Annotated in this window: 19 protein-coding genes; 9 read left to right on the top strand and 10 right to left on the bottom strand. The window is 50.0% G+C overall.

The window, feature by feature from the left end:
* Positions 1-206: 206 nt before the first annotated feature.
* The 5 genes from R0134_RS01355 to R0134_RS01375 form a co-directional block, all read right to left on the bottom strand.
* A complete protein-coding gene (locus tag R0134_RS01355) occupies positions 207-1,472 on the bottom strand; it encodes a sodium:proton antiporter (protein WP_319783126.1) in 1,266 nt (421 codons plus the stop codon).
* A gap of 269 nt (positions 1,473-1,741) precedes the next feature.
* Complete coding sequence (locus R0134_RS01360; RefSeq protein WP_319783127.1) at positions 1,742-3,973, bottom strand: NADP-dependent isocitrate dehydrogenase; 2,232 nt, start codon at positions 3,971-3,973, stop codon at positions 1,742-1,744.
* Between the two features lie 215 nt (positions 3,974-4,188).
* Positions 4,189-5,679, bottom strand: coding sequence for a diguanylate cyclase (locus tag R0134_RS01365; RefSeq protein WP_319783128.1), 1,491 nt, complete (start codon positions 5,677-5,679; stop codon positions 4,189-4,191).
* Positions 5,680-6,185: 506 nt separating this feature from the next.
* Complete coding sequence (locus R0134_RS01370; protein ID WP_319783129.1) at positions 6,186-7,505, bottom strand: dicarboxylate/amino acid:cation symporter; 1,320 nt, start codon at positions 7,503-7,505, stop codon at positions 6,186-6,188.
* Between the two features lie 222 nt (positions 7,506-7,727).
* The gene (locus R0134_RS01375) at positions 7,728-9,152 is read right to left on the bottom strand and encodes a hypothetical protein (protein ID WP_319783130.1); all 1,425 of its coding nucleotides are present in this window, start codon (positions 9,150-9,152) and stop codon (positions 7,728-7,730) included.
* 216 nt (positions 9,153-9,368) lie between these two features.
* Here R0134_RS01375 and R0134_RS01380 point away from each other — a divergent pair, with 216 nt between their 5' ends.
* From R0134_RS01380 to R0134_RS01390, 3 genes are all read left to right on the top strand, one after another.
* Entirely contained in the window at positions 9,369-9,614 is a 246-nt protein-coding gene (locus R0134_RS01380; protein ID WP_319783131.1) for a DUF2960 family protein, read from the top strand.
* Between the two features lie 108 nt (positions 9,615-9,722).
* Entirely contained in the window at positions 9,723-11,561 is a 1,839-nt protein-coding gene (locus R0134_RS01385; protein ID WP_319783132.1) for a sensor domain-containing phosphodiesterase, read from the top strand.
* A 179-nt stretch (positions 11,562-11,740) separates the two neighbouring features.
* Positions 11,741-12,238, top strand: a complete 498-nt coding sequence (locus tag R0134_RS01390) for a copper chaperone PCu(A)C (RefSeq protein WP_319783133.1) — start codon at positions 11,741-11,743, stop codon at positions 12,236-12,238.
* A 127-nt stretch (positions 12,239-12,365) separates the two neighbouring features.
* Here the strand turns inward: R0134_RS01390 and R0134_RS01395 are convergent, their stop codons facing one another.
* The 3 genes from R0134_RS01395 to R0134_RS01405 form a co-directional block, all read right to left on the bottom strand.
* The gene (locus tag R0134_RS01395) at positions 12,366-12,797 is read right to left on the bottom strand and encodes a CoA-binding protein (protein ID WP_319783134.1); all 432 of its coding nucleotides are present in this window, start codon (positions 12,795-12,797) and stop codon (positions 12,366-12,368) included.
* A gap of 229 nt (positions 12,798-13,026) precedes the next feature.
* Complete coding sequence (gene trxC, locus R0134_RS01400; protein ID WP_319783135.1) at positions 13,027-13,464, bottom strand: thioredoxin TrxC; 438 nt, start codon at positions 13,462-13,464, stop codon at positions 13,027-13,029.
* 122 nt (positions 13,465-13,586) lie between these two features.
* Entirely contained in the window at positions 13,587-13,994 is a 408-nt protein-coding gene (locus R0134_RS01405; protein ID WP_319783136.1) for an META domain-containing protein, read from the bottom strand.
* A gap of 302 nt (positions 13,995-14,296) precedes the next feature.
* Here R0134_RS01405 and R0134_RS01410 point away from each other — a divergent pair, with 302 nt between their 5' ends.
* Positions 14,297-15,007: an MOSC domain-containing protein gene (locus R0134_RS01410; RefSeq protein WP_319783137.1), complete on the top strand. Its 711-nt coding sequence runs from the start codon at positions 14,297-14,299 to the stop codon at positions 15,005-15,007.
* Between the two features lie 84 nt (positions 15,008-15,091).
* On the opposite strand, the gene R0134_RS01415 is transcribed toward R0134_RS01410, so the two are convergent.
* Complete coding sequence (locus R0134_RS01415; RefSeq protein WP_087036644.1) at positions 15,092-15,307, bottom strand: RNA-binding S4 domain-containing protein; 216 nt, start codon at positions 15,305-15,307, stop codon at positions 15,092-15,094.
* Between the two features lie 388 nt (positions 15,308-15,695).
* Here R0134_RS01415 and R0134_RS01420 point away from each other — a divergent pair, with 388 nt between their 5' ends.
* The 5 genes from R0134_RS01420 to rmuC all read left to right on the top strand — a co-directional run bounded on the left by R0134_RS01420 (position 15,696) and on the right by rmuC (position 20,529).
* The gene (locus R0134_RS01420; RefSeq protein WP_319783138.1) at positions 15,696-16,829 is read left to right on the top strand and encodes an aminotransferase class V-fold PLP-dependent enzyme; all 1,134 of its coding nucleotides are present in this window, start codon (positions 15,696-15,698) and stop codon (positions 16,827-16,829) included.
* 424 nt (positions 16,830-17,253) lie between these two features.
* Complete coding sequence (yeiP, locus tag R0134_RS01425; RefSeq protein ID WP_319783139.1) at positions 17,254-17,823, top strand: elongation factor P-like protein YeiP; 570 nt, start codon at positions 17,254-17,256, stop codon at positions 17,821-17,823.
* A 40-nt stretch (positions 17,824-17,863) separates the two neighbouring features.
* Positions 17,864-18,796, top strand: a complete 933-nt coding sequence (locus tag R0134_RS01430; protein ID WP_319783140.1) for a PfkB family carbohydrate kinase — start codon at positions 17,864-17,866, stop codon at positions 18,794-18,796.
* 97 nt (positions 18,797-18,893) lie between these two features.
* On the top strand, positions 18,894-19,145 hold the full coding sequence (locus R0134_RS01435) for a hypothetical protein (RefSeq protein ID WP_319783141.1): 252 nt from the start codon (positions 18,894-18,896) through the stop codon (positions 19,143-19,145).
* Positions 19,146-19,149: 4 nt separating this feature from the next.
* Positions 19,150-20,529 carry a DNA recombination protein RmuC gene (rmuC, locus tag R0134_RS01440; RefSeq protein WP_413641441.1) on the top strand — a complete coding sequence of 460 codons (1,380 nt, stop codon included), beginning with the start codon at positions 19,150-19,152 and terminating at the stop codon, positions 20,527-20,529.
* Between the two features lie 63 nt (positions 20,530-20,592).
* On the opposite strand, the gene R0134_RS01445 is transcribed toward rmuC, so the two are convergent.
* On the bottom strand, positions 20,593-22,038 hold the full coding sequence (locus tag R0134_RS01445) for a TrkH family potassium uptake protein (protein ID WP_319783143.1): 1,446 nt from the start codon (positions 22,036-22,038) through the stop codon (positions 20,593-20,595).
* Between the last annotated feature and the right edge of the window lie 37 nt (positions 22,039-22,075).

Below are 22,075 nucleotides of genomic sequence, written 5' to 3' on the forward strand. Positions count from 1 at the left end.
CTGCGTGCGAAAGTTAATAGCTAGGCTGATACATCACACTAAGAGCGACTGATTAGGCATGTTTTTACTGGCATTAAGCGTGAGCTCAAGTGCCTGAACTGGCGAGAGTTTATCATGGGCGTGGTGAGATATGCTGGGCAGCAGCCATGCTGATCGCCCATTTTGGGCGAGCAACGTGGGAACAGTGATTAAGCGCGGCTAAACCTTCAACTTTCTTTAGGTGGGCAAATAGTCTTGGCTACCTTACCCACACTTAAGCCTTGCACCAAGATAGAGAACACTACCACTGCGTAAGTTAGTGCTAATAAAATATCGCGCTCGGATCCGGTAGGCAGCTGCAAGACCAATGCGACAGAAATGCCGCCTCGTAGACCGCCCCAGGTTAAGACTTTCCAAGCGCCAGTGGGGAGCTCCAGCTGTTTACTAAAGGTCTTGGTGGTCATGCCGACTACGATAAGACGCGCAAGCAACGCAATAATAATGGTCAATACAGCAGCGATAAATAAGTTACCCGAGTACGCAATCATCACCACCTCAAGGCCAATCAAGACGAATAAAATTGCGTTTAAAATCTCATCAATCAGCTCCCAAAATAAGTCTACGTAATGGCGGGTCTTTTCACTCATGGCTAACGCTCGTCCACGATTACCGACCATCAGGCCCATCATCACCATGGCCAAAGGTCCTGATAGGTGCCAATGACTTGCCAGTGCATAGCCGCCGAGTACGCCTGCTAAGGTGAGTAATACCTCCTCTTGATAACTATCAATACTTTTGATCATGTAATATAAAATTGCCCCGAGCACAAAGCCAAAAACGATGCCGCCACCGGCTTCAACTGCGAGCGTATGCGCCACATAATTGGCCGTTGGAATATCACCGCTGGATAAAATACCCAACAACAAAACAAAGATAACCACGCCTATGCCATCATTAAACAGTGACTCGCCGGCGATCACAGTTTCAATACTTTTGGGTGCGCCTGCGGAGGCCAAAATACTGATCACGGCAATGGGATCGGTCGGTGATATTAGTGCGCCAAATAACAAACACCAGATATAAGGCAGTTCAAAGCCCAATAGCGGCAACATAAAATAAAGGCCGCTCGCTATCAGTACCGCGGATACCAAGGTGCCAATACAGGCCAGTAGACCTATGGGCAGCTTATAGCGTTTTAAGTCACCAATATTAATATGTAACGCCCCAGCAAACAGCAGCATAGAGAGCATGCCATCGAGTAGCACCTCAGTGAAATCAAGCCGGTCTAATAAGCTAACCTCGTAATCAATCAGTTGATCAAAGCCTAAAAAACCTAAGAATATGGCCCCAATAGACAACAGTATGGAGATGACCATCACGCCTATGGTGGTGGGCAGGCCGATAAAGCGATGATTAACATAGGTCAATACCGCAGTAATCGATAAGAAAATGGCGCTGACTTCAAGTACGGTTAGACTGGTTGCTGATGCCATAAGTGGAGTCTCGGATAAATACAAAAATTGATGCGAGTGCAGTTATGAAGCGGTGCATAATCCGTATAAAATCAGGTAAGTGTGTGGGTAATAATAGCTAAGGTTGCTATTAGCTGCTGAAAATAACCGGGGTATTAAAGCACAAAAATTGGCATGTCGAGGTTAAGCGCCACTGGATTTTGCAGGGCGCTAAATATCCAGTGCAGGCAGACGAAGTAATAAAAAACCCAGCCGAAGCTGGGTTTTAATCATGCTACCAAAGGACGGGCTTATTTTTCTAAGCTAGCCAGTGTTTGGTTAAAGGTGTCACTGGGGCGCATTACCTTATTTAACGCGGCGGCGTCCATATGGTAATAACCACTCAGTGCGGCGGCTGAACCTTGTACTTGATTCAGTTCGTCGATAATTTTTTGCTCATTCTCCGCCAAGGACTTCGCTAATGGCGCAAAGTACGCGGCCAGCTCGCTATCTTCGGTTTGTGCCGCCAACTGCTGAGCCCAATAAAGGCTTAAATAGAAGTGGCTGCCGCGGTTATCCAACTCACCAGCTTTGCGTGACGGCGACTTGCCGTTATCTAGCAGTAACTCTGTGGCTTTATCCAAATACTTAGCCAGTAACTTGGCTTTAGCATTGCCTTCTTTAATGCCCAGCTCTTCTAATGACACCGCCAACGCTAAAAACTCGCCTAGAGAGTCCCAACGTAAGTGGTTTTCTTCTAACAGCTGTTGCACGTGTTTAGGCGCTGAACCGCCGGCACCGGTTTCGTACATGCCACCACCGGCCAGCATCGGCACGATAGACAACATTTTGGCGGACGTACCCAGCTCTAAGATGGGGAACAAGTCGGTGAGGTAGTCACGCAGCACGTTACCCGTTACCGAAATTGTGTCTTGGCCGCGAATGATGCGCTCCATCGAGAAACGAATGGCTTCGTTATAAGACATGATCTGAATATCTAAACCGCTCAAGTCATGCTCTTGCAGATAGGTTTCTACTTTTTTGCGCAGCTCATTGTCATGGGCACGTTCTGCGTCCAACCAAAATACCGCAGGCGTATTAGACTGACGAGCACGGGTCACGGCCAACTTCACCCAGTCATGCACGGCGGCGTCTTTGGTTTGGCAAGCGCGCCAAATGTCACCTTTCTCCACGTCATGTTGCATTAACACAGTGCCGTTTTCGTCGACGATGCGCATGGTGCCGTCTTCAGTCAATTCAAAGGTCTTGTCATGAGAGCCGTATTCTTCGGCCTTCATCGCCATTAAGCCGACGTTGGGTACCGTACCCATAGTTACCGGATCGAAGGCGCCGTTAGTTTTACAGAAGTTGATCACTTCTTGATAGATGCGGGCATAGGTACTTTCTGGCATGACTGCCTTGGTATCTTTTAGCTTGCCATCACGGGCCCACATTTTGCCTGAGCTGCGGATCATAGCCGGCATAGAGGCATCGACGATCACATCGCTTGGTACGTGCAGGTTGGTAATGCCTTTTACTGAGTCGACCATGGCCATTTTAGGGCGATGCTCGTAGCAGTCGTGAATTGCGCGCTCAATTTCTTCTTGAGTCGACAGGGGCAGTGACTTTATTTTCTCTAATACGCTGTTCATGCCGTTATTAGCATTAACGCCCAGCTCGTCAAAGAGCTCGCCGTATTTTTCAAACACCTCACGATAAAACACTTTTACAGCATGGCCAAACACGATGGGATGCGACACCTTCATCATGGTGGCTTTTACGTGCAGCGACCACATTACACCTGTGTCTTTACAGTCTTTTAGCGTGCGCTCAAAAAACCGCGACAATGCCTTGGCGCTCATAAACATGCCATCTAGCACTTCATCTTGCTGCATCGGTAAAGATTTTTTAACCGTCACATTACCGGCTTTATCGACGAACTCGATGCGCACAGTTTGTGCTTTATCCAGCGTCACTGACTGTTCGCTAGAAAAGAAGTCGCCACCTTTCATGTAATCGGCGTGAGAGCGAGAAGCCTTGCTCCACTTGCCCATAGAATGCGGGTATTTGCGTACGAAAGCCTTAACGGCTGCGGGTGCGCGACGATCTGAGTTACCTTGGCGCAATACCGGGTTTACGGCACTGCCGATAATGCGAGAATAGCGCTCAAGGGCGGATTTTTCGGCGTCGGTTTTGGCTTCTTCTGGCAGATCAGGAATAGCAAAGCCTTGGCTTTGTAGCTCGCTAATACAAGCGCGCAGCTGCGGCACTGAGGCACTGATGTTCGGCAGTTTGATGATGTTGGCGGAAGGGTCTAGGGTGAGTTCGCCTAACTCGCTTAAGCCGTCGGTGACGCGCTGCTCGTCGCTCAGGCTCTCGGGGAAGGCCGCTAAAATACGGCTGGCCAGAGAGATATCGCTTAAGGTCACGTCAATGCCGGCGCTGTTGGCAAAAGTGCGCACTATCGGCAGCAAAGAATAAGTGGCCAGGGCGGGTGCTTCGTCGGTCAATGTATAAACGATGGTCGATTTTTTATTGGTCATTATTTCGCTTTTTCCCTGCTTAAACATGGAGAAGGCAGCGGCTAGCGGGCACGCGACGGTTGTTGAGTCGGGGCAAATGGATAGCGCTGCAGTGAATACACGAACGCCATTGTATGCCAGATAGCCCCTAACACTTAAGAGGCTTGAGTGAATTCTGTGGTTTAAGGCGATTAATCGCGGCCAGAAGTCGTGATACCGGGCAGTAAATGTCAGTTTTAGCTATTGGATTCAGGGTTATCGGTCATGGGGTCGAGATTACCTTGGTCTACACAAACGCGATCGCGACCTTGGTGCTTAGCTTCATACAGCAAAGTGTCGGCACGTTTGGTGAGCGTTTCAGCATTATCTTGTGGATTTGCCTGTGCAACACCCGCACTCATGGTCACGCCGCCCACCTCAGGAAAATGATGCTGGCGTACTTTTTCCAATAACAGCTCGGCTAAGTGGGCAGCTTGTTCTTGAGTGGTTTCAAAACAGAGCACCAAAAACTCTTCTCCGCCCCAACGACAAATAATATCGGATTTACGCAAGTTATCTTTTAAAAGCTGGCTGCATGCCACCAGTACTTTATCTCCCGTGAGGTGACCATATTGATCGTTCACCCGCTTAAAGTGGTCAATATCCATCATCATTACCGAGAGTGGATGTTGGTAGCGCTGTGCCCGCTCTAGATCTTTTTCTAGGGTTAAATTTAAACCGTGTCTATTAGTTAACAGGGTGAGCGCATCGGTTTGCGCCATCACGCTAAGCTGCTGATTCAGGGCATTTAGCCGGCGCATCCAAAACAAACTGGTGCCAATCACACCCAGCAGTAAGATGCCTAACCCATAGGCTAAGGTGTAGTCGGTGACCACCTCTGACACCACCTGCAGGCTCAAGTAGCGGTCCATGATTTGTTGCCGTTCTTGCTCGCTAAGGGCCGCTATGCCGCGGTTAAGAATAGTGCGCAGCGTTTGTTCCGATTGAGAGATGCCAATGCGCAACTGGTTACCGTAGCCGGGTACTTGCCCTGACACTTTTAGGTTGTACCAGCCGGCATTTTTAATGGTGTGCGCCGCAATAATAAGGGAACGTAGAGTCAGGTCGACTTTGCCATCGGACACCATTTGCATGGCCTGCGGCTCGGAATCCGTATAAATAATGGTGAGATTAGGAAAGTCCCGCGCAAACAGCTCTGCCATGGCGGTGCCGTGGGGCAAGGCAATGGTTTGATTGTTAAGACTGGCGATATCAGAAATAAAAGGATGATCGTCCCGAGTAATCAACACATTGGGATCTTCTAGCAGCGGATCGGTAAAGATCAGCCATTGATCGCGTTCTGGTGTTTGATTGAGGGCACTGAGGGCCAAGCATTCGCCACTTTTTGAGGCGAGCAGGCTTTCGTCCCAACTTTTGGTGGGGTGTAACTGTATCTGTAATCCGGTTTTGCTCGCCACCAGTGGCAGTAAGTCAGCAATAATGCCAACGTGCTGTTGATTGCTATCTATGCCCTCAAAGGGTAACCAGTCCGGATCTACGCACACCGACAATACTGGGTGCGCGCTAATATAGGCCCGCTCGGTCACGGTGAGCGGTACTTGAGCTGCTGCCGCCTTTAATGGGTGGCCCAGCAGTAATAGTAATAAACCGATCCACAGGGGGTAGCTGGTGAGCCGAAAAAAAGTAAGAAAGCGCCGTGTGACGGTAAATACGAAGGCAGAGTTCATTCTCGCTCTCAGGCAATGATGATGCGTTTATCATGGGGATTTAGTGATAATAGCGCAAATATTAATCTGCTATGAGGTGGGCAGAGTGCAGAGCCAAGCTCCAAACTGCGGCGAGAGGACTTCGCCGGGCCAGCGTAGCTGGTTAGTTTTAGAGCCAAACCTAAAGCCAAATTCCAAACCGTGCTGAATACTCTTTACCGAAAACAAGGGCACCTACAAGGTCAAAACTAAGCGCTAAGACCGTGGCGAAGGAATCTTTAACTGCAACGACAAAATCCACGTTAGTTCCGCAGCATTACTTACTATCTATAGCAAGATGAAAATGGTCGGATAAAAGCTAGCCGATTAAAAATGGGCTCGATACAAAACTCGGTGGAGTTTGAAATTTAAGATTTCATGATGGGTAATGAGGACGAAGGGAAATTATAATGACGGTCAAAGGTAACCGTAACCAGTAGCCAGTAACTAAAAGCACCCAAGCTGAGCTTGGGTGCTAGGTTTAGAGGTTACAGAGTGTGCGTGTTTTTTGCTGATGAGAAATGAATCTCTTCTTCTGTTTTACCCGCATTGGGATCATTAAAGCGCGCTACATCCATAGCACCCTCACTCTTACCCACGATGCAGGTCACCACAGAGTCGCCGGTAATATTAACCGCAGTGCGGATCATATCTAACAGGCGGTCCACGCCTATGATAAGCGCTATGCCTTCTACCGGTAAGCCAACTTGATTCAGCACCATGGCCAGCATAATAATGCCCACTCCAGGTACGCCGGCGGTGCCGACCGAGGCCAGTGTGGCAGTCAAAATCACCATCAGGTAGTCGTTAAAGCTCAAGTCAATATTAAAGGCTTGGGCGATAAAGGCGGTGGCCACCCCTTGCATAATAGCGGTGCCATCCATGTTGATAGTGGCACCAAGCGGCACGGTAAAAGCGGCCACCTTGTTGTCAACACCCATACGCCGGGTGGTGGTTTCCATGGTCACGGGGATAGTGGCGTTGGAGGAAGCGGTGGAGAAGGCGAACATGATGGCATCTTCCATTTTCTTAAGGAAGATCAGCGGATTTAAGCCAGTAAAAACGCGGAACATAATGGAGTAAGTGACCAAACCGTGCAGCAGCAGGGTGCCGGCCAGTACTAAGAAATACTCCAATAAGTTAACGATGGCATCCAGCCCTAACTCGCTAAACAGCTGGGCCATCAAACAAAACACCCCGTAAGGCGCGATGTTCATCAGCAAAGACACCAGCTTCATGATCACTTCATTGAAGTCACTGAACAGGGCGGCGATACGTTCGCCAGGCTTGCCAGCTAGGCTGATAGCGATACCAAACAACACCGCAAATACGATGATCTGCAGCGTATTACCCTCGGCCATGGAGTTAATCGGATTGGTGGGAAACATGCCCACTATGACCTGGCCCAAAGTGGGCGCCTCTTCGGCACTAAAGGTAGTGGCACTGGTTAAGTCTACGCCCGCTCCGGGTTGAAATACCGAGCCCATTACCAGTGCTAGCGTAATGGCGATGGCAGTGGTGACTAAGTAGAAAGCCAAGGTCTTGCCGCCCAAGCGGCCTAGGGTAGCTAAGTCTTTTAGCGAGCTGGTGCCACATACCAGAGACACAAAAATCAACGGCACCACCAGCATTTTTAAGCTGGCGATAAAGATTTCACCGCCTACATTTAACGCGCCCTGCACTATGTATTCTTGAATGAAAGTGACATCACTCAACAGAGTACGAAAGATAAAACCGGTCACCACGCCCAGGCACATGCCCAGTAAGACCTTCGCCGTCAGTGACATTTTTTTGTTATTGGTGGACATCAAGCAGCGTCTCCTTAACCAATAGTAAAAGCAAAAAGAATGGCATCAGCGGATACCCTGAATAGAGGAGTAAGCCTCTTTTTGCCATCGCACTCGGGGTGCAACGGCAAAACGGAGCACAGAATGCCAGTTTTTTGTTTTCGGGTGAAGTTTTATGCTAAAAAAACCCTGCTGCCTCTCATTCCTGACCGGCTAAGGCTCGCCGGACAGCGTTATCATGTGCTAACCCTTGGTACCAACGGTGCTTTCTCCTTTACTGGCGGATGATGCTTGAGCTTCGGTCGCGGCTTTAGTGGTGCCAGGGCGTATTATTTCTTCTATTTCAACGATTTTTGAGCGGCTCATTACTAACTTCCAGCGTTGGATCACTGGCGGATTTTGACCTTGAATTTCGCGGGTCACCAAATTGATAAGGTAGCGTTTTTCTACCGCATGGCGCGAGACCTGACCCTCTTTTAATTGATAAACGTGATGTGAGCCTTTTTCCATCAGCTTAGAGAGTAAATTTAAGTCGAGATGCAAGGTTTCGCGGGTTTGCTCGTAGCCACTTAAAAAGCGGATTGGCAACATGCGCGAGTGACTGCCGTAATGCATCACGATTTCTTCTTTTTGACTGAGATTGGCACGGCGAGCGGCGAGGATTTCCTCGCTTAAGCGGTTGGTTTTACGATAGTCAAACCACTCTAATTGGCGACCGACCACTTGGCCGCTGTGCACATCAAAATATTGGCGACGCCATTTAGGACGCCCTTTGCGCAGCCAGCGCCATAACGTGGTGCGCAAGTCATCTTTAAATACTTCACGCAAGGCGTATAACAGCGCCAGCGTTAAAATAACTAACAGTGAAATACTGCCTAAGGTTTCGCGCACCTCAAATACCGCCAGTGACATGGCGGTCATCACGACGGCGGTGACGCCGGCTTTAAGGGCCTTTTCTTCGCCGCCGCCCAGCTCGCGGGTTTTCTCTTTTAAGGTCACCGGATATTCAATTAAGCGCCGTAATAAGCGCATTTTATTAGACATGCGCGATAGTGCTTCCGTGGTGTAATTGGAGTTATATTTTTGCTGAACGCGATGCTCGTGCTCTAAATCACTCACCTGCAGCAGTAAGGCCTTGGCGGTTTTGTAATCCCCACTACGCGGCAAGTGAGCCACTAAGGACAGCAAGCGTTGCTCGGTAAACCAGGATAAGTAATTGTCGATATTGACGTAGTATTTGCGCAGCGTCGGGTCGTCGGGCTTATTACGGCGTAAGCGGCGCAATATATCTTGAGTCAGAGAAACTAACTCTTCGATATCCGCTTGGCTGGCGCCCTCTTTTTCGTTACGTACTTCATGGCAAGACTGCTCTAGACCAATCACATACTGATAGGCATAAAGACTGAGACTTAAGCGATATTGATCCGACGACAGCTCGCCTCGGCGCGCTAAACGACTGTGGATCAAGGGCAGATAGGGGCGATCGCTAAAATAGGTGCGTTGCACATGAATGGCATTGTGATAAAACTCTTCTTCCGGCACTACTTTGGTATTAAGGCCAAGTTCGCTGGGCACAAAGAAATAAATATCGAATTTGTGCTCTGTGGCTTCACGCAGAATACGTGAGATTTTTAGAGAGAAACCATCTTTACGTTCAACGCTGATCACGGGCAGGCTTACTCCACAAAGATGAATAATGACAAAAGGTTAACGTATTTTAGTATGCCACATGTTATGCATTTTCAGCACATAGGGCCTGGCTGTGACCAAGCTCAAACTAATTTCTGACAGTATACGGCGAGCACACTGGCTGAATGAGCGCAAGCAAAGCTTGAGTCGTTTCGCTGATGCGAGGACAATGGCGCTTTACTTAAGGAAGTTTCCATGGCTTATCGCATTAATTACCACTATCGCAACCTGCAAAAAGAAATTGGTTATGCCAACGACAAGCACCACAGTGTGTATGACGCCATCGCCTTGGCTGAGGGTGTTGATTTGACTGAGTTTCATCGTATGGAAAACCAGGTGGCCAATGTCAGCCGCAATGACCGTAAAACCATGAAAGATTTTCGTGAAGAATACTTCGCTAAACTGGGTTTTAGCCAAGTGGTGATCGCTCGAGAAGAATAAACCGTGATCGCATGTTCGCTATTCTTCGACCTTCGGGTAGCAGAAGTTGGACGGTATCAAATGAGTTTGTCATTATACCTTGGCATCCCATCAGTTAATGGATTATCTGTGGAACAAGTTCAGACCTTTTTTAGTTATCACAAAGCGTTAATGCAGCTGGTGCATGGCGCGAGTTTTAGCGGGCTTAGCCAGCGTAAAAAATGGGAAGCCTTGCTCGCGCTGTGTGGAGGTTTACTTAACACCGACAGCGTGGCTATTTGGAGTATGAGCCTGTGTGGCGCTAGCCTAAACCGCGAGCTCTATTATCAGCCCCAGCTTGGTCATCATTATATTCCGTATACGTTAGAGCGTACCCAGCATCCGCTGTATTTCAGAGCATTGGAAGAAACTGAAATATTATTTACGCATGATGTTATTCAAGACCCCCGCACTCGCTCCTTGCAAGAATGCTATTTAGGTACCGCTGTGGTCGGCGCATCTATACTGGATGCACCTATTTATGACGGTAATCGCTTATACGGCGTCCTCTGTCTCGAAAACAATGAACAGCGCCGTTGGAGCTTGGCTGATATTGCTTGCGCCGCCGCTTTTGCTGACACCATTAGTCTGATTAATACCCATCAAGCTTGGCTTAATAGCCGCAAAGAGCTGGACTATATTACGCATCACGATGATTTTACGGGTCTGCAAAATCAACGTGCTTTGCAACACCGCATGCAGCAACTGATGCAAAAGCCCGCTCCCCATGGCTTCGCGCTGTTGTGGTTTGATATTGACCGGCTAAATGCCATTAATAATGGCATGGGCGCATCAGTAGGGGATGCGGTAGTCAGCGAAATTGCGGCCCGGTTACGGGGGGTGTTGCTGTCCGGCAAAGACATGGTAGCGCGAGTGGGTGGCGATGAGTTTACCTTGTTGTATTGCTGGGCAGACGATGACCATAAACTCGAAGCCACGGTGGCGAGCATTATGGAGGCGGTGAATCAACCGCTGTATATCGCCCAGCAAAAGCTGGCTGTGACCACGAGTGTCGGTGTGGCCGTGTATCCGAATGATGCGGAGGACATTACAAGCTTGCTGCGCTGTAGCGAGTCTGCCATGTATCACGCCAAGGCTTGCGGTCGTCGCCAAGCGCAATTTTATAATCAAGCCGTGTCCGCCTCTGCTAAAGCCCGTTTTTTATTAGAAAATCAGTTAATAGACGCCCTTGCCAATGAAGGTTTAAGTGTTTTTTATCAGCCGATTATGTCCGCCGATGCACAAACGCTAGTGAGCTGTGAGGCTTTAGTGCGCTGGCCCCATCCCAGTGCTGGTTTTTTATCACCGGCGGAGTTTCTACCTTTGGCTTATGAAGCTGGCTTAATGGCGGAGCTGGATTGTTGGGTGTTGGAGCGGGTGTGCCAAGATATTAAGCAGGCTCGGGCACTGGGGCTGTCGATGCCAACCGTAGCGGTGAATTTATCGGCTGATACGGTTATGGACCCGCAACTGGCTGATAAAGTATTTAATTTGCTGGAGCAGTATCAGATCCAAGGGCACCAGCTTGAGCTGGAAATGATCGAAGATGCCATCAAGGGCGATTCTAATATCTTGCGTCAAACCTTAGATCAGTTGGTACGCATGGGCATTAAGCTGTCGATTGATGATTTTGGTACCGGCTATTCATCCTTGTTACGTCTCAAAAACCTGCCGTTTACCAAGCTAAAAATCGACCGCTCCTTTATTCAAGAGCTACCCCATAATCCGGATGATTGTGCTATTACCTTGTCGGTATTAGGCATGGCCCGTGGCTTAGGCGTAACCGTGGTGGCGGAAGGCGTCGAAAATGTAGATCAAGAACATTGGCTGCAACAGCAAGGCTGCCATTATCTGCAAGGTTTTAAATATCACAGGCCGATGCCGGTAGCAGAATTTTTTGCCTTGCTCACCACAGCGCTCGCGCACTAATTTTTAACGATGGCACTGGTTGACGGACGACACCGATTTTTTGTCGGCGCTGGGCGTGATGAAGGGATTGGCTATCAGCATGGCTAAACGCTTGTATGTTGAGCTGCCGCCTTGTATAAAACTGCTGGGTTTCACGGGCTATTAAGATCTGAACTGCCTTCACTAATAAGGAATTGCACATGATGTCTTTAAAAATGTTATTGGCCTCGGCGCTGCTATTGGGCTCTACAGCGGTTGCTGCGCACAGTTTTCAGGCCGGCGATCTTGATATAGCTCATCCTTGGGCGCGCCCTTTACCACCGGTGGCTAAGGTAGGCGTGGCTTATTTTACCGTGACCAATAACGGAGATGCGGACGATGTATTGCTCAGAGCCGAAAGCCCAATTTCAGATACAGTAGAGATACATACCCACATTAAAGAAGGCGATCTGATGAAGATGCGCCAACTGGGTGACTTGACGATTGCCGCGCACAGCGCGCAAAAGCTGGCACCGGGTGGTGTGCATTTAATGTTGATGGGTCTTAAAGAAGTACCGGCAGAAGGGACTAAGTTTCCGGTAACCTTGCATTTTAAAGAGGCGGGTAAAGTCGATATCGAAGTTGCCGTAGATGCAGACCCAACAGCCGCTGAGCATGGCTCACATGATGATAATGCCCATGCGCACAGTGGTCATTAAGGCGCTGTGCTCTTATATAATTTTCATGCAGTGCATATAAGCACTCATCTTGTACTCATGTAATACATATAAGTACTAACGGTGGGCTCAAGGCTGAGCCCACCGATTATAACAGAATGATAAGGCTTTATGCTTGCTGAGACTGTTGCGCTAATTGCTGGTGCACTTTCTTGATACAGAGGTCTTCTACATAATCCAAGTCGGCTTCTTTCGCTAACTCTTCAGCGGCCTCGCAGATCACTCCCTCTTGCAGCCATAAACATTGCGCATCTTGCTCTATGGCTTGTTCGGCGAGCAGAGCGGCAAATTCACCGCGGCGAAATACATTAACCAATTGCACGGGCTGTTCGAGCTCATCAAGCTCGGCCACACAAGCTTGGCCCAAGATCACGGCACCGGCTAATTGTGGATTAACCGGATGCACGTTAAAGCCCTGTTGTAATAGATAGTCCATCACTTGATAGCTCGCCCGCTCTGGACGATTAGACGCACCCACCAGCGCTATGCTGCGGGTTTGCTCTAAGATGCGTGCTAAGCGCGCTAGTTCAGCTTGATCCATTATGTATCCCACGGGTATAAAACCTCGTTATATCAGTTTGCAGGCCCTGTGATCCATGATCATGACCGAGAATTGTGAGCGACCCGCACCCATTTACCCTAGCCAGAGTGCGGCTAGCGCCATTATAGAAAAGCGGCCCGAATGTGCTACCACTTTCCGCGTTATATGATGTTTTAAGTGTGTTGTTTAACGGCCGCGCTGGCTTAGCTAAAAAACGCAGCCGTTGGCATTACACTGCTAAGCTTTGCAGCCATTGTTGTAACTGACCGGCAGAGAGCGCACCGGATTGGCGTGCAATCTCTTTGCCTTGATGAAAGGCAATTAAGGTCGGAATCGAGCGAATTGCCCATTGAGCCGCCGCTGCCGAGTGAGCTTCGGTATCCAGCTTCGCCAAGCGCAATTGCCCTTGAAAATTGGCCGCAGCTGCTGCAAATGTTGGCGCCATTTGTTGGCAAGGGCCGCACCAGGGTGCCCAAAAGTCCACCACTAGCGGTAAACTTTCGTGAGCCAGCAAGCGGCCGAGCAGGGCGCCATTCAAGACCAGAGGCTCGGCAGACAACAAAAGCGCCTGACACTTACCACATTTAGGCTGTTCGGCTAAACGTGCCTCGGGTACTCGGTTTTTAGCCTGACAGGCTGGGCAAACCAGCATTGCAGATGCAGTCATAATGAAGCCTCACTGATGTGTATAGCTAAGGTAAGCCGCCGTACTTATGTGCGGTGGCTTAAGTACGGTCGCTTATAGAGCACTCTTTTAAGGGCATGCGCTTAAGAGTGCTCGGACTTACATTACATCCAATCGGCCAAGGTGTAGGTTAGCGTATATTGCGCTCCGACTAGCTCCAGCTCATTGCCGTTATTATTAACGGTCGCGCCCTTACCCAGCGTCTGCAATACAGCGTGCTCTACCTTCTGCTCCGCCGGTGAACAGGCCATTTGAGTGCTGGCTAACGGATCCGCCACTAAACGGTTACCCTCTAGCGTGGCGCTACCAAAGAAGCGGTTGCAGCCGGCCAAACCGTTAATGGTGAAGTGCTCGGCAATTTCTAAGTCTGACTTAATCTCAGTGGCAATCGCGACGCCATTGATGGCACTTAAATTCCAGTGATGATGCTGTAAATCAGAGTTCACTACCGTAGGTCCGCCACTGCAGGCGGTCAGTAGTAGGGCGCTGGCACTTAATATCGCAATTCTCATAATGGCTCCTTTAATATTATTATTATTTACTCGTAGCGAGCATAAAATTCTGCCACTTAAGCGCTCGCCACGGGTGATGTAAGAATAGTGAACAGCAACGGCTGATTTTTCAAGGACAAAGCGCCGTCATTGGGTGAATAGCCGTGGAAATGGGCCTGAGTGCTGTAAAAGTGGCCGGCGAGTCAGGCGCTAAGATTAGTAGCAGAGTCTAGTATTTGAGCCTAGTGCTTGAACCGAATATCTGAATCTAGCACCTCAATTTAGCTATTAGCCGTCAACCGCACAACAGGGCAGGAGGAAGCATGCAGGTGACTATATTGGCGGGCACAGCCGCCATGCTTAACGAGCATATTAATAGTGCCATCGATAAACGGCGAATTCGTACGCCGCAATTTTGTGATGTTAATGGCTTAGTGGATGACACCCAAGTGTCGAGCCAGTTTCACGGTGGCCCAGAGCGTGCGCTGCATTATTATCCGCGGGAGCATTATTCCTATTGGCAAAGCTGGTTTCAGGGCATGGGCTTGTGTAGTGACGGTAGTAATAACAGTCGTGTTTTGCCACCGCTCACGGCGGGCGGTTTTGGTGAAAATATTTCAGGGATGGGCTTAACAGAAGCGAATGTCTGTATTGGTGATATTTACCGATTAGACGAAGCATTAGTGCAAATCAGCCAACCGCGTTCGCCGTGCTATAAGCTTAATGCGCGCTTTGGGTGTGACTTTTTCTCGGTGCTGGTACAAGCCAATGGTCGCACCGGTTGGTTGCTGCGGGTGTTAGAAACCGGCACCGTTAATCCCGAGGCCACCTTGACGCTGGTAGAGCGCCCGCATCCCGAGATGTCGGTAAAGCGGGCCGCCGACATTGTTTATAACTTGGCTTACTCGAGCGAGCGTTTGCAGGAGTTGGCAGCAGTAACGGCGTTATCGCCCAGCTGGCGGCAAAAGGCCATCGATTATTTAGCCGCAGACCAAGTCACCGATTGGCACATGCGTCTACTGGGGCCGGTTTAAACGTATCGGGGGTGCAAGACGTGCAGCGTAATCCGCTGCCAAAGTGTGATTTTTCTCTTCATGCTTCACCCCTCACTATTCACGTTAAGCAGTCACAGCCACTTCTTGCTTTTGAAAACGCACCACCTGACCTTCAATGATCTTGCAGCGTTTACGCAGTTCCACTTCGCCATCTACCGTAACCAAGCCCACATCGATAACATCTTTTGCCATGGCGCCGGACTCACACCAGCCCAATACTTTGAGTAAGTTGTGCAGGGGAATAAAGGGATTGCCTTCTAAGCTAAACGTTTCTTTCATCGAATTTCACCTTACTTATGGGAGTTAACATGCTAGTTGAAAATAGTGTGCATATAGTAACACCGACGATAGGTCTGCTGGCAGAGGCAAGGTAAGAAGATTTGTGTATTAGATCTTTGTTATTTACCCCTAGATTGGGCATTATTAACAGACTCAGGCTTAACCCTTCTTACCCTCCTGGGCTAAGATGATAGGTTAGCTCAGACTCATCACTCGCCCCTTCGGGTGTAGCTGTACTTTGCCGTTACCGTTGCAAGTTTACCCTGCGACGAGTTCAATGTTCGCTAAAGTCGGCTATAGGTCTGGATACCACAACCAAGCTGCTGGCAAGCTAGACTCGCTCACGCGGCAGGCTTGTTACATTAGTTATAGAAACACAGAGGTGCTTATGTCCGGATTGTTACCCCATGTTGATCCAGAAGGTCTGCGGGAATTTTCAGTGGTTTATACCGACCGCGCACTCAACCATATGTCACAACGTTTTCAACAGGTGATGTGTGATATCTCGGGTGCGTTAAAAGATATTTACCAAGCGGATGCGGTGGCCGTGATCCCCGGCAGTGGCACCTTTGGTATGGAAGCCGTGGCGCGCCAATTTGCGACAGACCAAGATTGCCTGATTATTCGCAACGGTTGGTTTAGCTATCGCTGGAGCCAAATTTTTGCCGCCGGCCATATTCCTGCCTCAGAAACCGTACTCAAGGCCCGCGCCATTGAAGATGGGCCACAAGCCGCCTTTGCGCCTGCGCCCATTGAAGAAGTGGTCAACCATATTCGCACCAATAAGCCAGGTGTGGTGATCGCCGCTCACGTAGAAACTGCAGCCGGCATGATTTTACCGGATGATTACCTGAAAGCGGTGAGCCAAGCCACCCATGAAGTGGGCGGATTATTTGTGCTGGACTGCATCGCCTCCGGTGCCACTTGGGTGGATATGAAAGCTTGCGGCGTAGATGTGTTGCTCAGTGCACCACAAAAAGGCTGGAGCAGCTCGCCGTGCTGCGGTTTAGTGATGCTCAGTGAGCGCGCCCGAGCTCGCGCAGAACAAACCCAAAGCACCAGCTTTGCCTGTGACTTAAAGCAGTGGTTAAAAGTGATGGAAGCCTACGAACAAGGCGGTCATGCTTATTACACCACTTTGCCCACCGATGCCTTGGTACAATTTCGCGACACCATTACCGAAATTGCTGGTCTTGGCTTTGCGGAAATGAAGTTGCGCCAACAGCAATTGGGCGAGCGCGTACGCGCCGCACTGGCCGCGCGTGGCATTAAGAGCTTGGCCGCTGACGGCTTTGCCGCACCGAGTGTGATTGTTTGTTACACCCAAGATGCGGCCATTAAAAATGGCAGCAAGTTTGTCGACCAAGGATTGCAAATTGCCGCCGGCGTGCCATTACAGTGCGACGAGCCTGCGGATTTTCAGACCTTTCGCGTCGGCCTCTTTGGGCTAGAAAAACTGCAAGACGTAGCCGCCACGGTCGCCACCTTTGAACAGGCATTAGATAAAGTGCTGCAAGCTTAATTTAACTGAGCGTAGCGTTTGCATCGCACTTAATAACAATCAGGCCACCTTAGGGTGGCCTGATTGTATTTAGCTGATTTGTTATTCCATAGATAGCGAAGCTGTCTATAAGCGGTATTAACAGCGAACTCAGATGGAAGGAGTCGCAGGAGCTGCCGTAACCAACCATCAAATGCCATGGTCAACAAACGCTCCTGCCATGTTGACACTCCCACCATCCATGGCGGTCGACGGCATTTGCCGAGCGTCGCAGGATGCAGTTTAGCGCGTTGGTGGAGGCAATTTTGCGGCTCCTTTGCAAACATGAAGAGACAGTCAGCTTTTACCTAGTAGACAGACTGAGCGCCTAACGCTAGCTGAAAGGATGGGTCTTGGCTAAGATGCAGTTTCACCTTAATTGATAGGCGCGACTGCGGAGACGGATATGGCAAAGGCAAGTGAGATCAGAAAAGGCTTGGTTGTTGAGCTTGATGGCAAGTTACTGATGGTGCGTGATATCGATATGCAAACCCCCAGCGCCCGTGGTGGTGCTACCTTATATAAAATGCGCTTTACCGATTTGAGATCCGGTCATAAAGTAGAAGAGCGCTTTAAGGGCGACGATCAGCTCACTACCATAGAGCTGCAACGCCGCACCGTGGTGTTGTCTTATGTGGATGGCGAAGAGCATATCTTTATGGATAACGACGACTTCAGCCAGTATCCGATTCGCAGCACCGATATCGCGGATGAGCTGTTGTTTCTAGATGAAAGCACCGTTGGCATTCAGGCGTTATTAATCGACGGACAGATCATCGGTCTGGAGCCACCGCAAACCGTGGAAATGGAAATCATAGATACGGTGCCCGAGCTTAAAGGGGCTTCCGCCTCGGCGCGCACTAAGCCGGCCACCTTCGCCACCGGTTTAACCATACAAGTCCCGGAGTACTTGGCAATCGGCGATCGGGTGCGGATTCATACCACAGATAAACGGTATGTGAGTCGCGCCGATTAAGCGTTGTATCCATCGTATAGCTAACAAACAAAGGCGCACCATGGCAAATATTCGGCTGCTGGCCAACTTAAACTGCGATCGGGTCTTGGCATTGGATGAGCCGCTCATTGCCGGCAGTCGTTTACAGTATCGGGATCAAGGCCGTCGCTTAGGCGGCGGTGCGGCCAACACTGGCATTGGTTTGCTGTGGGCGGGCCATCAAGCGCGCATTTTATCGCGGGTAGGTAACGACGAAACCGGCGCTTGGTTATTAAAAACGGCCACTGAGCTAGGCTTAGATATTAGCGAGGTGGAGCAATTTTCGGGCGAAACCGGCGAGCTATTGGTACTTGTGGACGGCGGCGGTGAGCGCACGATTTTGCGCCAACATCGGCGACCTGCGCTACCCAGCAAGCTACCCAGTTCTATCGTCGATTGTTTATATGTCAATTATGAAGGCGCTGACGCGGCGGCCTATATGGCTGGCATGCTCGATCACACCTTAGTGGTCAGCCAATATCCGAAAGGTGGGCGCTGGTCACGGCCGTGTCAGATAATGATCGCCTCTTATGCTGACTTGAGTGCCGGCCTAAGTGCTGACCTAAATGCAGACTTGAGCGCTAATGTTAATGCCAACCTAAATACCGGACTCAGCGGCCATCAAGATAACCTCTGGCACCATGCCCAACAGTTGGCCGGCGACAGCCTGCAATGGTTGGTCGTTACCCGTGGCGAGCAGGGCGCCGAGGCATTTTCTGCTGAACAGCATATTCAAGTGCCCGCACCTTTGGTCTCGGTGGTGGATGCCACTGGTGCCGGTGATGCCTTTGCCGGTGGTTTGATCCATGGCTTATTGGAAAAGTTGCCGATGGCCAGCGCACTTAATCAAGCCAGCCAATGGGCGGCGTATGCGTTATCGTCAACCAGCTCTATCCCCAGTGAGCGTCTTAAACACTACCTGCATACGCAGGGTGGCATGTTATCTCGGGGCTGAATGTTGCGGCCTTCGCTGTTAAGCTAAAGGCCGATAAGCTCCCGAATCACGGATTGAGCGATTACACCTTTAGCGATTACACCTTGAGTAACCAGCCTTGAATACCAGCGCCTTAAATAACAGTGTCATTATCTCCTTGCTCGGCCAGTGCTGGCGCTGGTCGGTATTCTTAATGTTTCCTTTGCTACTCGTGCTCTACGTGCAGTTTAGCGGCGTGGGCTTTGCTGACTTCGATAATGGCATTAATCAGCATAAGTGGCTGATTATCTTAATTTACCTGTTATATGTTTTATTGTGGCTGCGCTTTAATCGTCACGTAAAAGCCCTCCTCGAACAACGCAGGCGCTAATATGCTGACATTCCCTTTGATATGGCCTTATCTAGTGGCGGCTAGCAGTTTACTGCTCGGCTGGGGGCTGACGCGTTTAAGCTTAGGCACTCGCTTGCAGCTGTTAGCCCAGCAAGTGCAACTATTAGTCCAGCAAGTGCAACAAGGGCAAACCTTGTTGCAGGATAAACACCAAGAGCTGCAAGAAACGCGGCAAAAACTGGAGCAGCAACAGCAGTTGGTGTTAAAGATGAATGGCCGGCTCAAAGAATATGAAACCCTGCTGCGCCAAGAGCGCCAGTGGGCTGCCGACAAGCAAGTGAAGTTTGAAACCAGCGAGGCCCGCGTCGCCCAGCAGTTTGAAAACTTAGCTCAGCGTATTTTCGAGCAAAAAACTCATAACTTTCGTGAGCTTAACCAGCACAGTTTGGACGGTTTATTGACGCCACTGCGTGAGCAGTTAGACGGCTTTCGCCGTAATATTCAAGAAACCTACGCGGATGAAAGTCGCCAACGGCACAGCCTTAAATTTGAAATTGAACGCTTAGCCGAGCTGCATCAACAAATGAGTGCCGATACCACTGCGCTCACCCGCGCTCTAAAAGGTGACAGTAAGCAGCAAGGTAATTGGGGGGAAGTGGTACTGTCGCGCGTATTGTCGGAGTCTGGGCTGCGCGAAGGCCATGAATACAGCACACAACTCAGCTTAAATAATGCAGAGGGCAAACGCTACCAGCCGGATGTGGTGGTGCATCTCCCCCAAGACAAAGACATTATTATCGACGCCAAAGTTTCGCTTACCGCTTATGAGCGCTACTACAACGGCGAAGATGCACAGGCGCGCGAGCAAGCCTTGCGCGAGCATGTAAACTCGGTGCGCGGGCATATTCGCGAGTTAGGCCGCAAAGATTATCAACAGCTACAAGGGGTGCGTACCCTGGATTATGTGCTGATGTTTGTGGCGGTCGAGCCGGCATTTTTGGTGGCGGTAGAAGCCGAGCCCGGCTTAGTTAAATACGGCTTAGACAATAATATTTTATTGGTCAGCCCCACCAACCTATTGGTGGCACTGCGCACCATAGAAAACCTATGGCGGGTAGAGCGACAAAATCAAAATGCCCGTAAAATTGCCGAATCGGCGGGTAAAATCTATGAAAAGCTGCGCTCTTTCACCGAAGACATGGAAGCGGTGGGCCACTCTCTGCATAAGGCGGAAGACAGCTATCAGCGCGCCATGAAGAAACTGAGCAGTGGCCGTGGCAACTTGATTCGCCAAGCGGAAGCCTTTCGTGAGTTGGGCGTTGAGGTGACTAAGCCCTTGCCGGAGCACTTGCGCGAAGCCGCACGCAGTGAAGACAGCCTACCCGAGAAAGCTGAAAGCATTAAGCTTGCAGCGAAAAGTTAACACCTAACATCCAATCTGCCGCTTTGTTTTTCCAGCTTTCAGCTTAGCGCTTCAGGCACTGTTTTAACTCCGCCAAAAGCGCGGGAAGAACAACACCATCACCGTCATAATTTCTAACCGCCCCATCAGCATGCCGATGGCTAATAACCACTTTGCGCCATCCGGTAAGCTGGAAAAGTTGCCGTTGGGCCCTATGGTATCGCCGAGGCCAGGGCCTACGTTGGCCACCGCCGTCATGGCGGCCGACAGCGCCACTTGCGGTGGCAATGACAGCAAAGCCAGCATTAATGCCAATAGCACTATGGTGGCAAAATAGCCGAAAATAAAAGTGATCAGGGAGCGCACAATATCGTCGCTCACATGGCGGCCGTTATAGCGCTGTCCGACCACGGCTCTGGGGTGGATCAGCAAGTAGAGCTGCTTTTTAAAGAGCACCATGCCCACCTGAAAACGGAAAATTTTAAAGCCACCGGCGGTTGAGCCAGAGCAGGCGCCGCACACCATCAGCAAGCCAAACAACAGCAACGGAAAAGGCCCCCAGCCGCTAAAGTCTTCGAGGCTATAACCCGTGGTGGTGATCACCGAAATCAAATTAAATAATCCGATACGAATAGCATCCGGCCAAGCATAGCGACCCGTTAGCCAAAGATAGGCGCTCAACACCAAAGCAGTACCCAACACTAAGACCAAGAAACCACGCACTTGGGCGTCTTTGATCAGATGCCAATGCTGTTGTTGTAGGCTGTACACCATCAATAAAAATGGCAGGCCGCCAATAAACATAAATATGATAGCCACCCAGTGCGCGCCTACCGAAAAATGGTTCATCGATTGATCTGTGGTGGAGTAACCGCCGGTGCTTAAAGTGGTCATGGCATGATTAATGGCCTCAAACCCGCTCATATCGGAGCCCGCGTAATAGCCGAGCATGCACATGACGGTGAGTATGATGTAGAGCCAGACGATACGCTTAGCCATAGTCGCTGCACGGGGCGCACTTTTATCGGACCAGTCTGAAGATTCGGTTTTGAATAGCTTCATGCCGCCGACGTTGAGGTTCGGCAAAATGGCGACTGCTGCTACGATAAAACCGACGCCTCCTAGCCATTGTAGTAGGGATCGCCACAGCAAAATGGCGCTGGGCTGATGTGCAAGATCCGTTAATACGCTGGAACCGGTGGTGGTCACCCCTGACATGGTTTCAAAGAAGGCGTCGGTAAAGCTAATGTGGCTGATAAACACAAACGGCAGGGCGCCGAACACACAAACACACAGCCACACTAGCGTGGTGAGCAAAAACATCTCTTTCACTCTAAGGTGTACTTTTGCTCCTCGACCGAGCAGCCAGAGGGAGAGTGCCGTGACGTGGGTGAGCAGGGTGGCCAGTAAAAACTCTTCAAACCCCGCGCCTTGGCCAAATAAGGCCAATAAGGTCGGCAGCCACATAAAGAGGGCTAATTTAGATAATACGGAGCCGAGAATAAAAGCGAGAGGTCTAGTATTAAACATCTATACCTCCCGACTGTGGCTTTCGCCAACAATTCCT

It is taken from the genome of Oceanisphaera sp. IT1-181, from assembly GCF_033807535.1.
In the GTDB taxonomy this organism is placed as follows: Bacteria; Pseudomonadota; Gammaproteobacteria; order Enterobacterales; family Aeromonadaceae; genus Oceanimonas.

What these genes read in the sequence shown, in the direction of transcription:
- R0134_RS01355 (WP_319783126.1), bottom strand. Translation starts at nt 1,472, where the DNA reads ATGGCATCAGCAACCAGTCTAACCGTACTTGAAGTCAGCGCCATTTTC.
- R0134_RS01360 (WP_319783127.1), bottom strand. Translation starts at nt 3,973, where the DNA reads ATGACCAATAAAAAATCGACCATCGTTTATACATTGACCGACGAAGCA.
- R0134_RS01365 (WP_319783128.1), bottom strand. Translation starts at nt 5,679, where the DNA reads ATGAACTCTGCCTTCGTATTTACCGTCACACGGCGCTTTCTTACTTTT.
- R0134_RS01370 (WP_319783129.1), bottom strand. Translation starts at nt 7,505, where the DNA reads ATGTCCACCAATAACAAAAAAATGTCACTGACGGCGAAGGTCTTACTG.
- R0134_RS01380 (WP_319783131.1), top strand. Translation starts at nt 9,369, where the DNA reads ATGGCTTATCGCATTAATTACCACTATCGCAACCTGCAAAAAGAAATT.
- R0134_RS01390 (WP_319783133.1), top strand. Translation starts at nt 11,741, where the DNA reads ATGATGTCTTTAAAAATGTTATTGGCCTCGGCGCTGCTATTGGGCTCT.
- R0134_RS01395 (WP_319783134.1), bottom strand. Translation starts at nt 12,797, where the DNA reads ATGGATCAAGCTGAACTAGCGCGCTTAGCACGCATCTTAGAGCAAACC.
- trxC (WP_319783135.1), bottom strand. Translation starts at nt 13,464, where the DNA reads ATGACTGCATCTGCAATGCTGGTTTGCCCAGCCTGTCAGGCTAAAAAC.
- R0134_RS01405 (WP_319783136.1), bottom strand. Translation starts at nt 13,994, where the DNA reads ATGAGAATTGCGATATTAAGTGCCAGCGCCCTACTACTGACCGCCTGC.
- R0134_RS01410 (WP_319783137.1), top strand. Translation starts at nt 14,297, where the DNA reads ATGCAGGTGACTATATTGGCGGGCACAGCCGCCATGCTTAACGAGCAT.
- R0134_RS01415 (WP_087036644.1), bottom strand. Translation starts at nt 15,307, where the DNA reads ATGAAAGAAACGTTTAGCTTAGAAGGCAATCCCTTTATTCCCCTGCAC.
- R0134_RS01420 (WP_319783138.1), top strand. Translation starts at nt 15,696, where the DNA reads ATGTCCGGATTGTTACCCCATGTTGATCCAGAAGGTCTGCGGGAATTT.
- yeiP (WP_319783139.1), top strand. Translation starts at nt 17,254, where the DNA reads ATGGCAAAGGCAAGTGAGATCAGAAAAGGCTTGGTTGTTGAGCTTGAT.
- R0134_RS01430 (WP_319783140.1), top strand. Translation starts at nt 17,864, where the DNA reads ATGGCAAATATTCGGCTGCTGGCCAACTTAAACTGCGATCGGGTCTTG.
- R0134_RS01445 (WP_319783143.1), bottom strand. Translation starts at nt 22,038, where the DNA reads ATGTTTAATACTAGACCTCTCGCTTTTATTCTCGGCTCCGTATTATCT.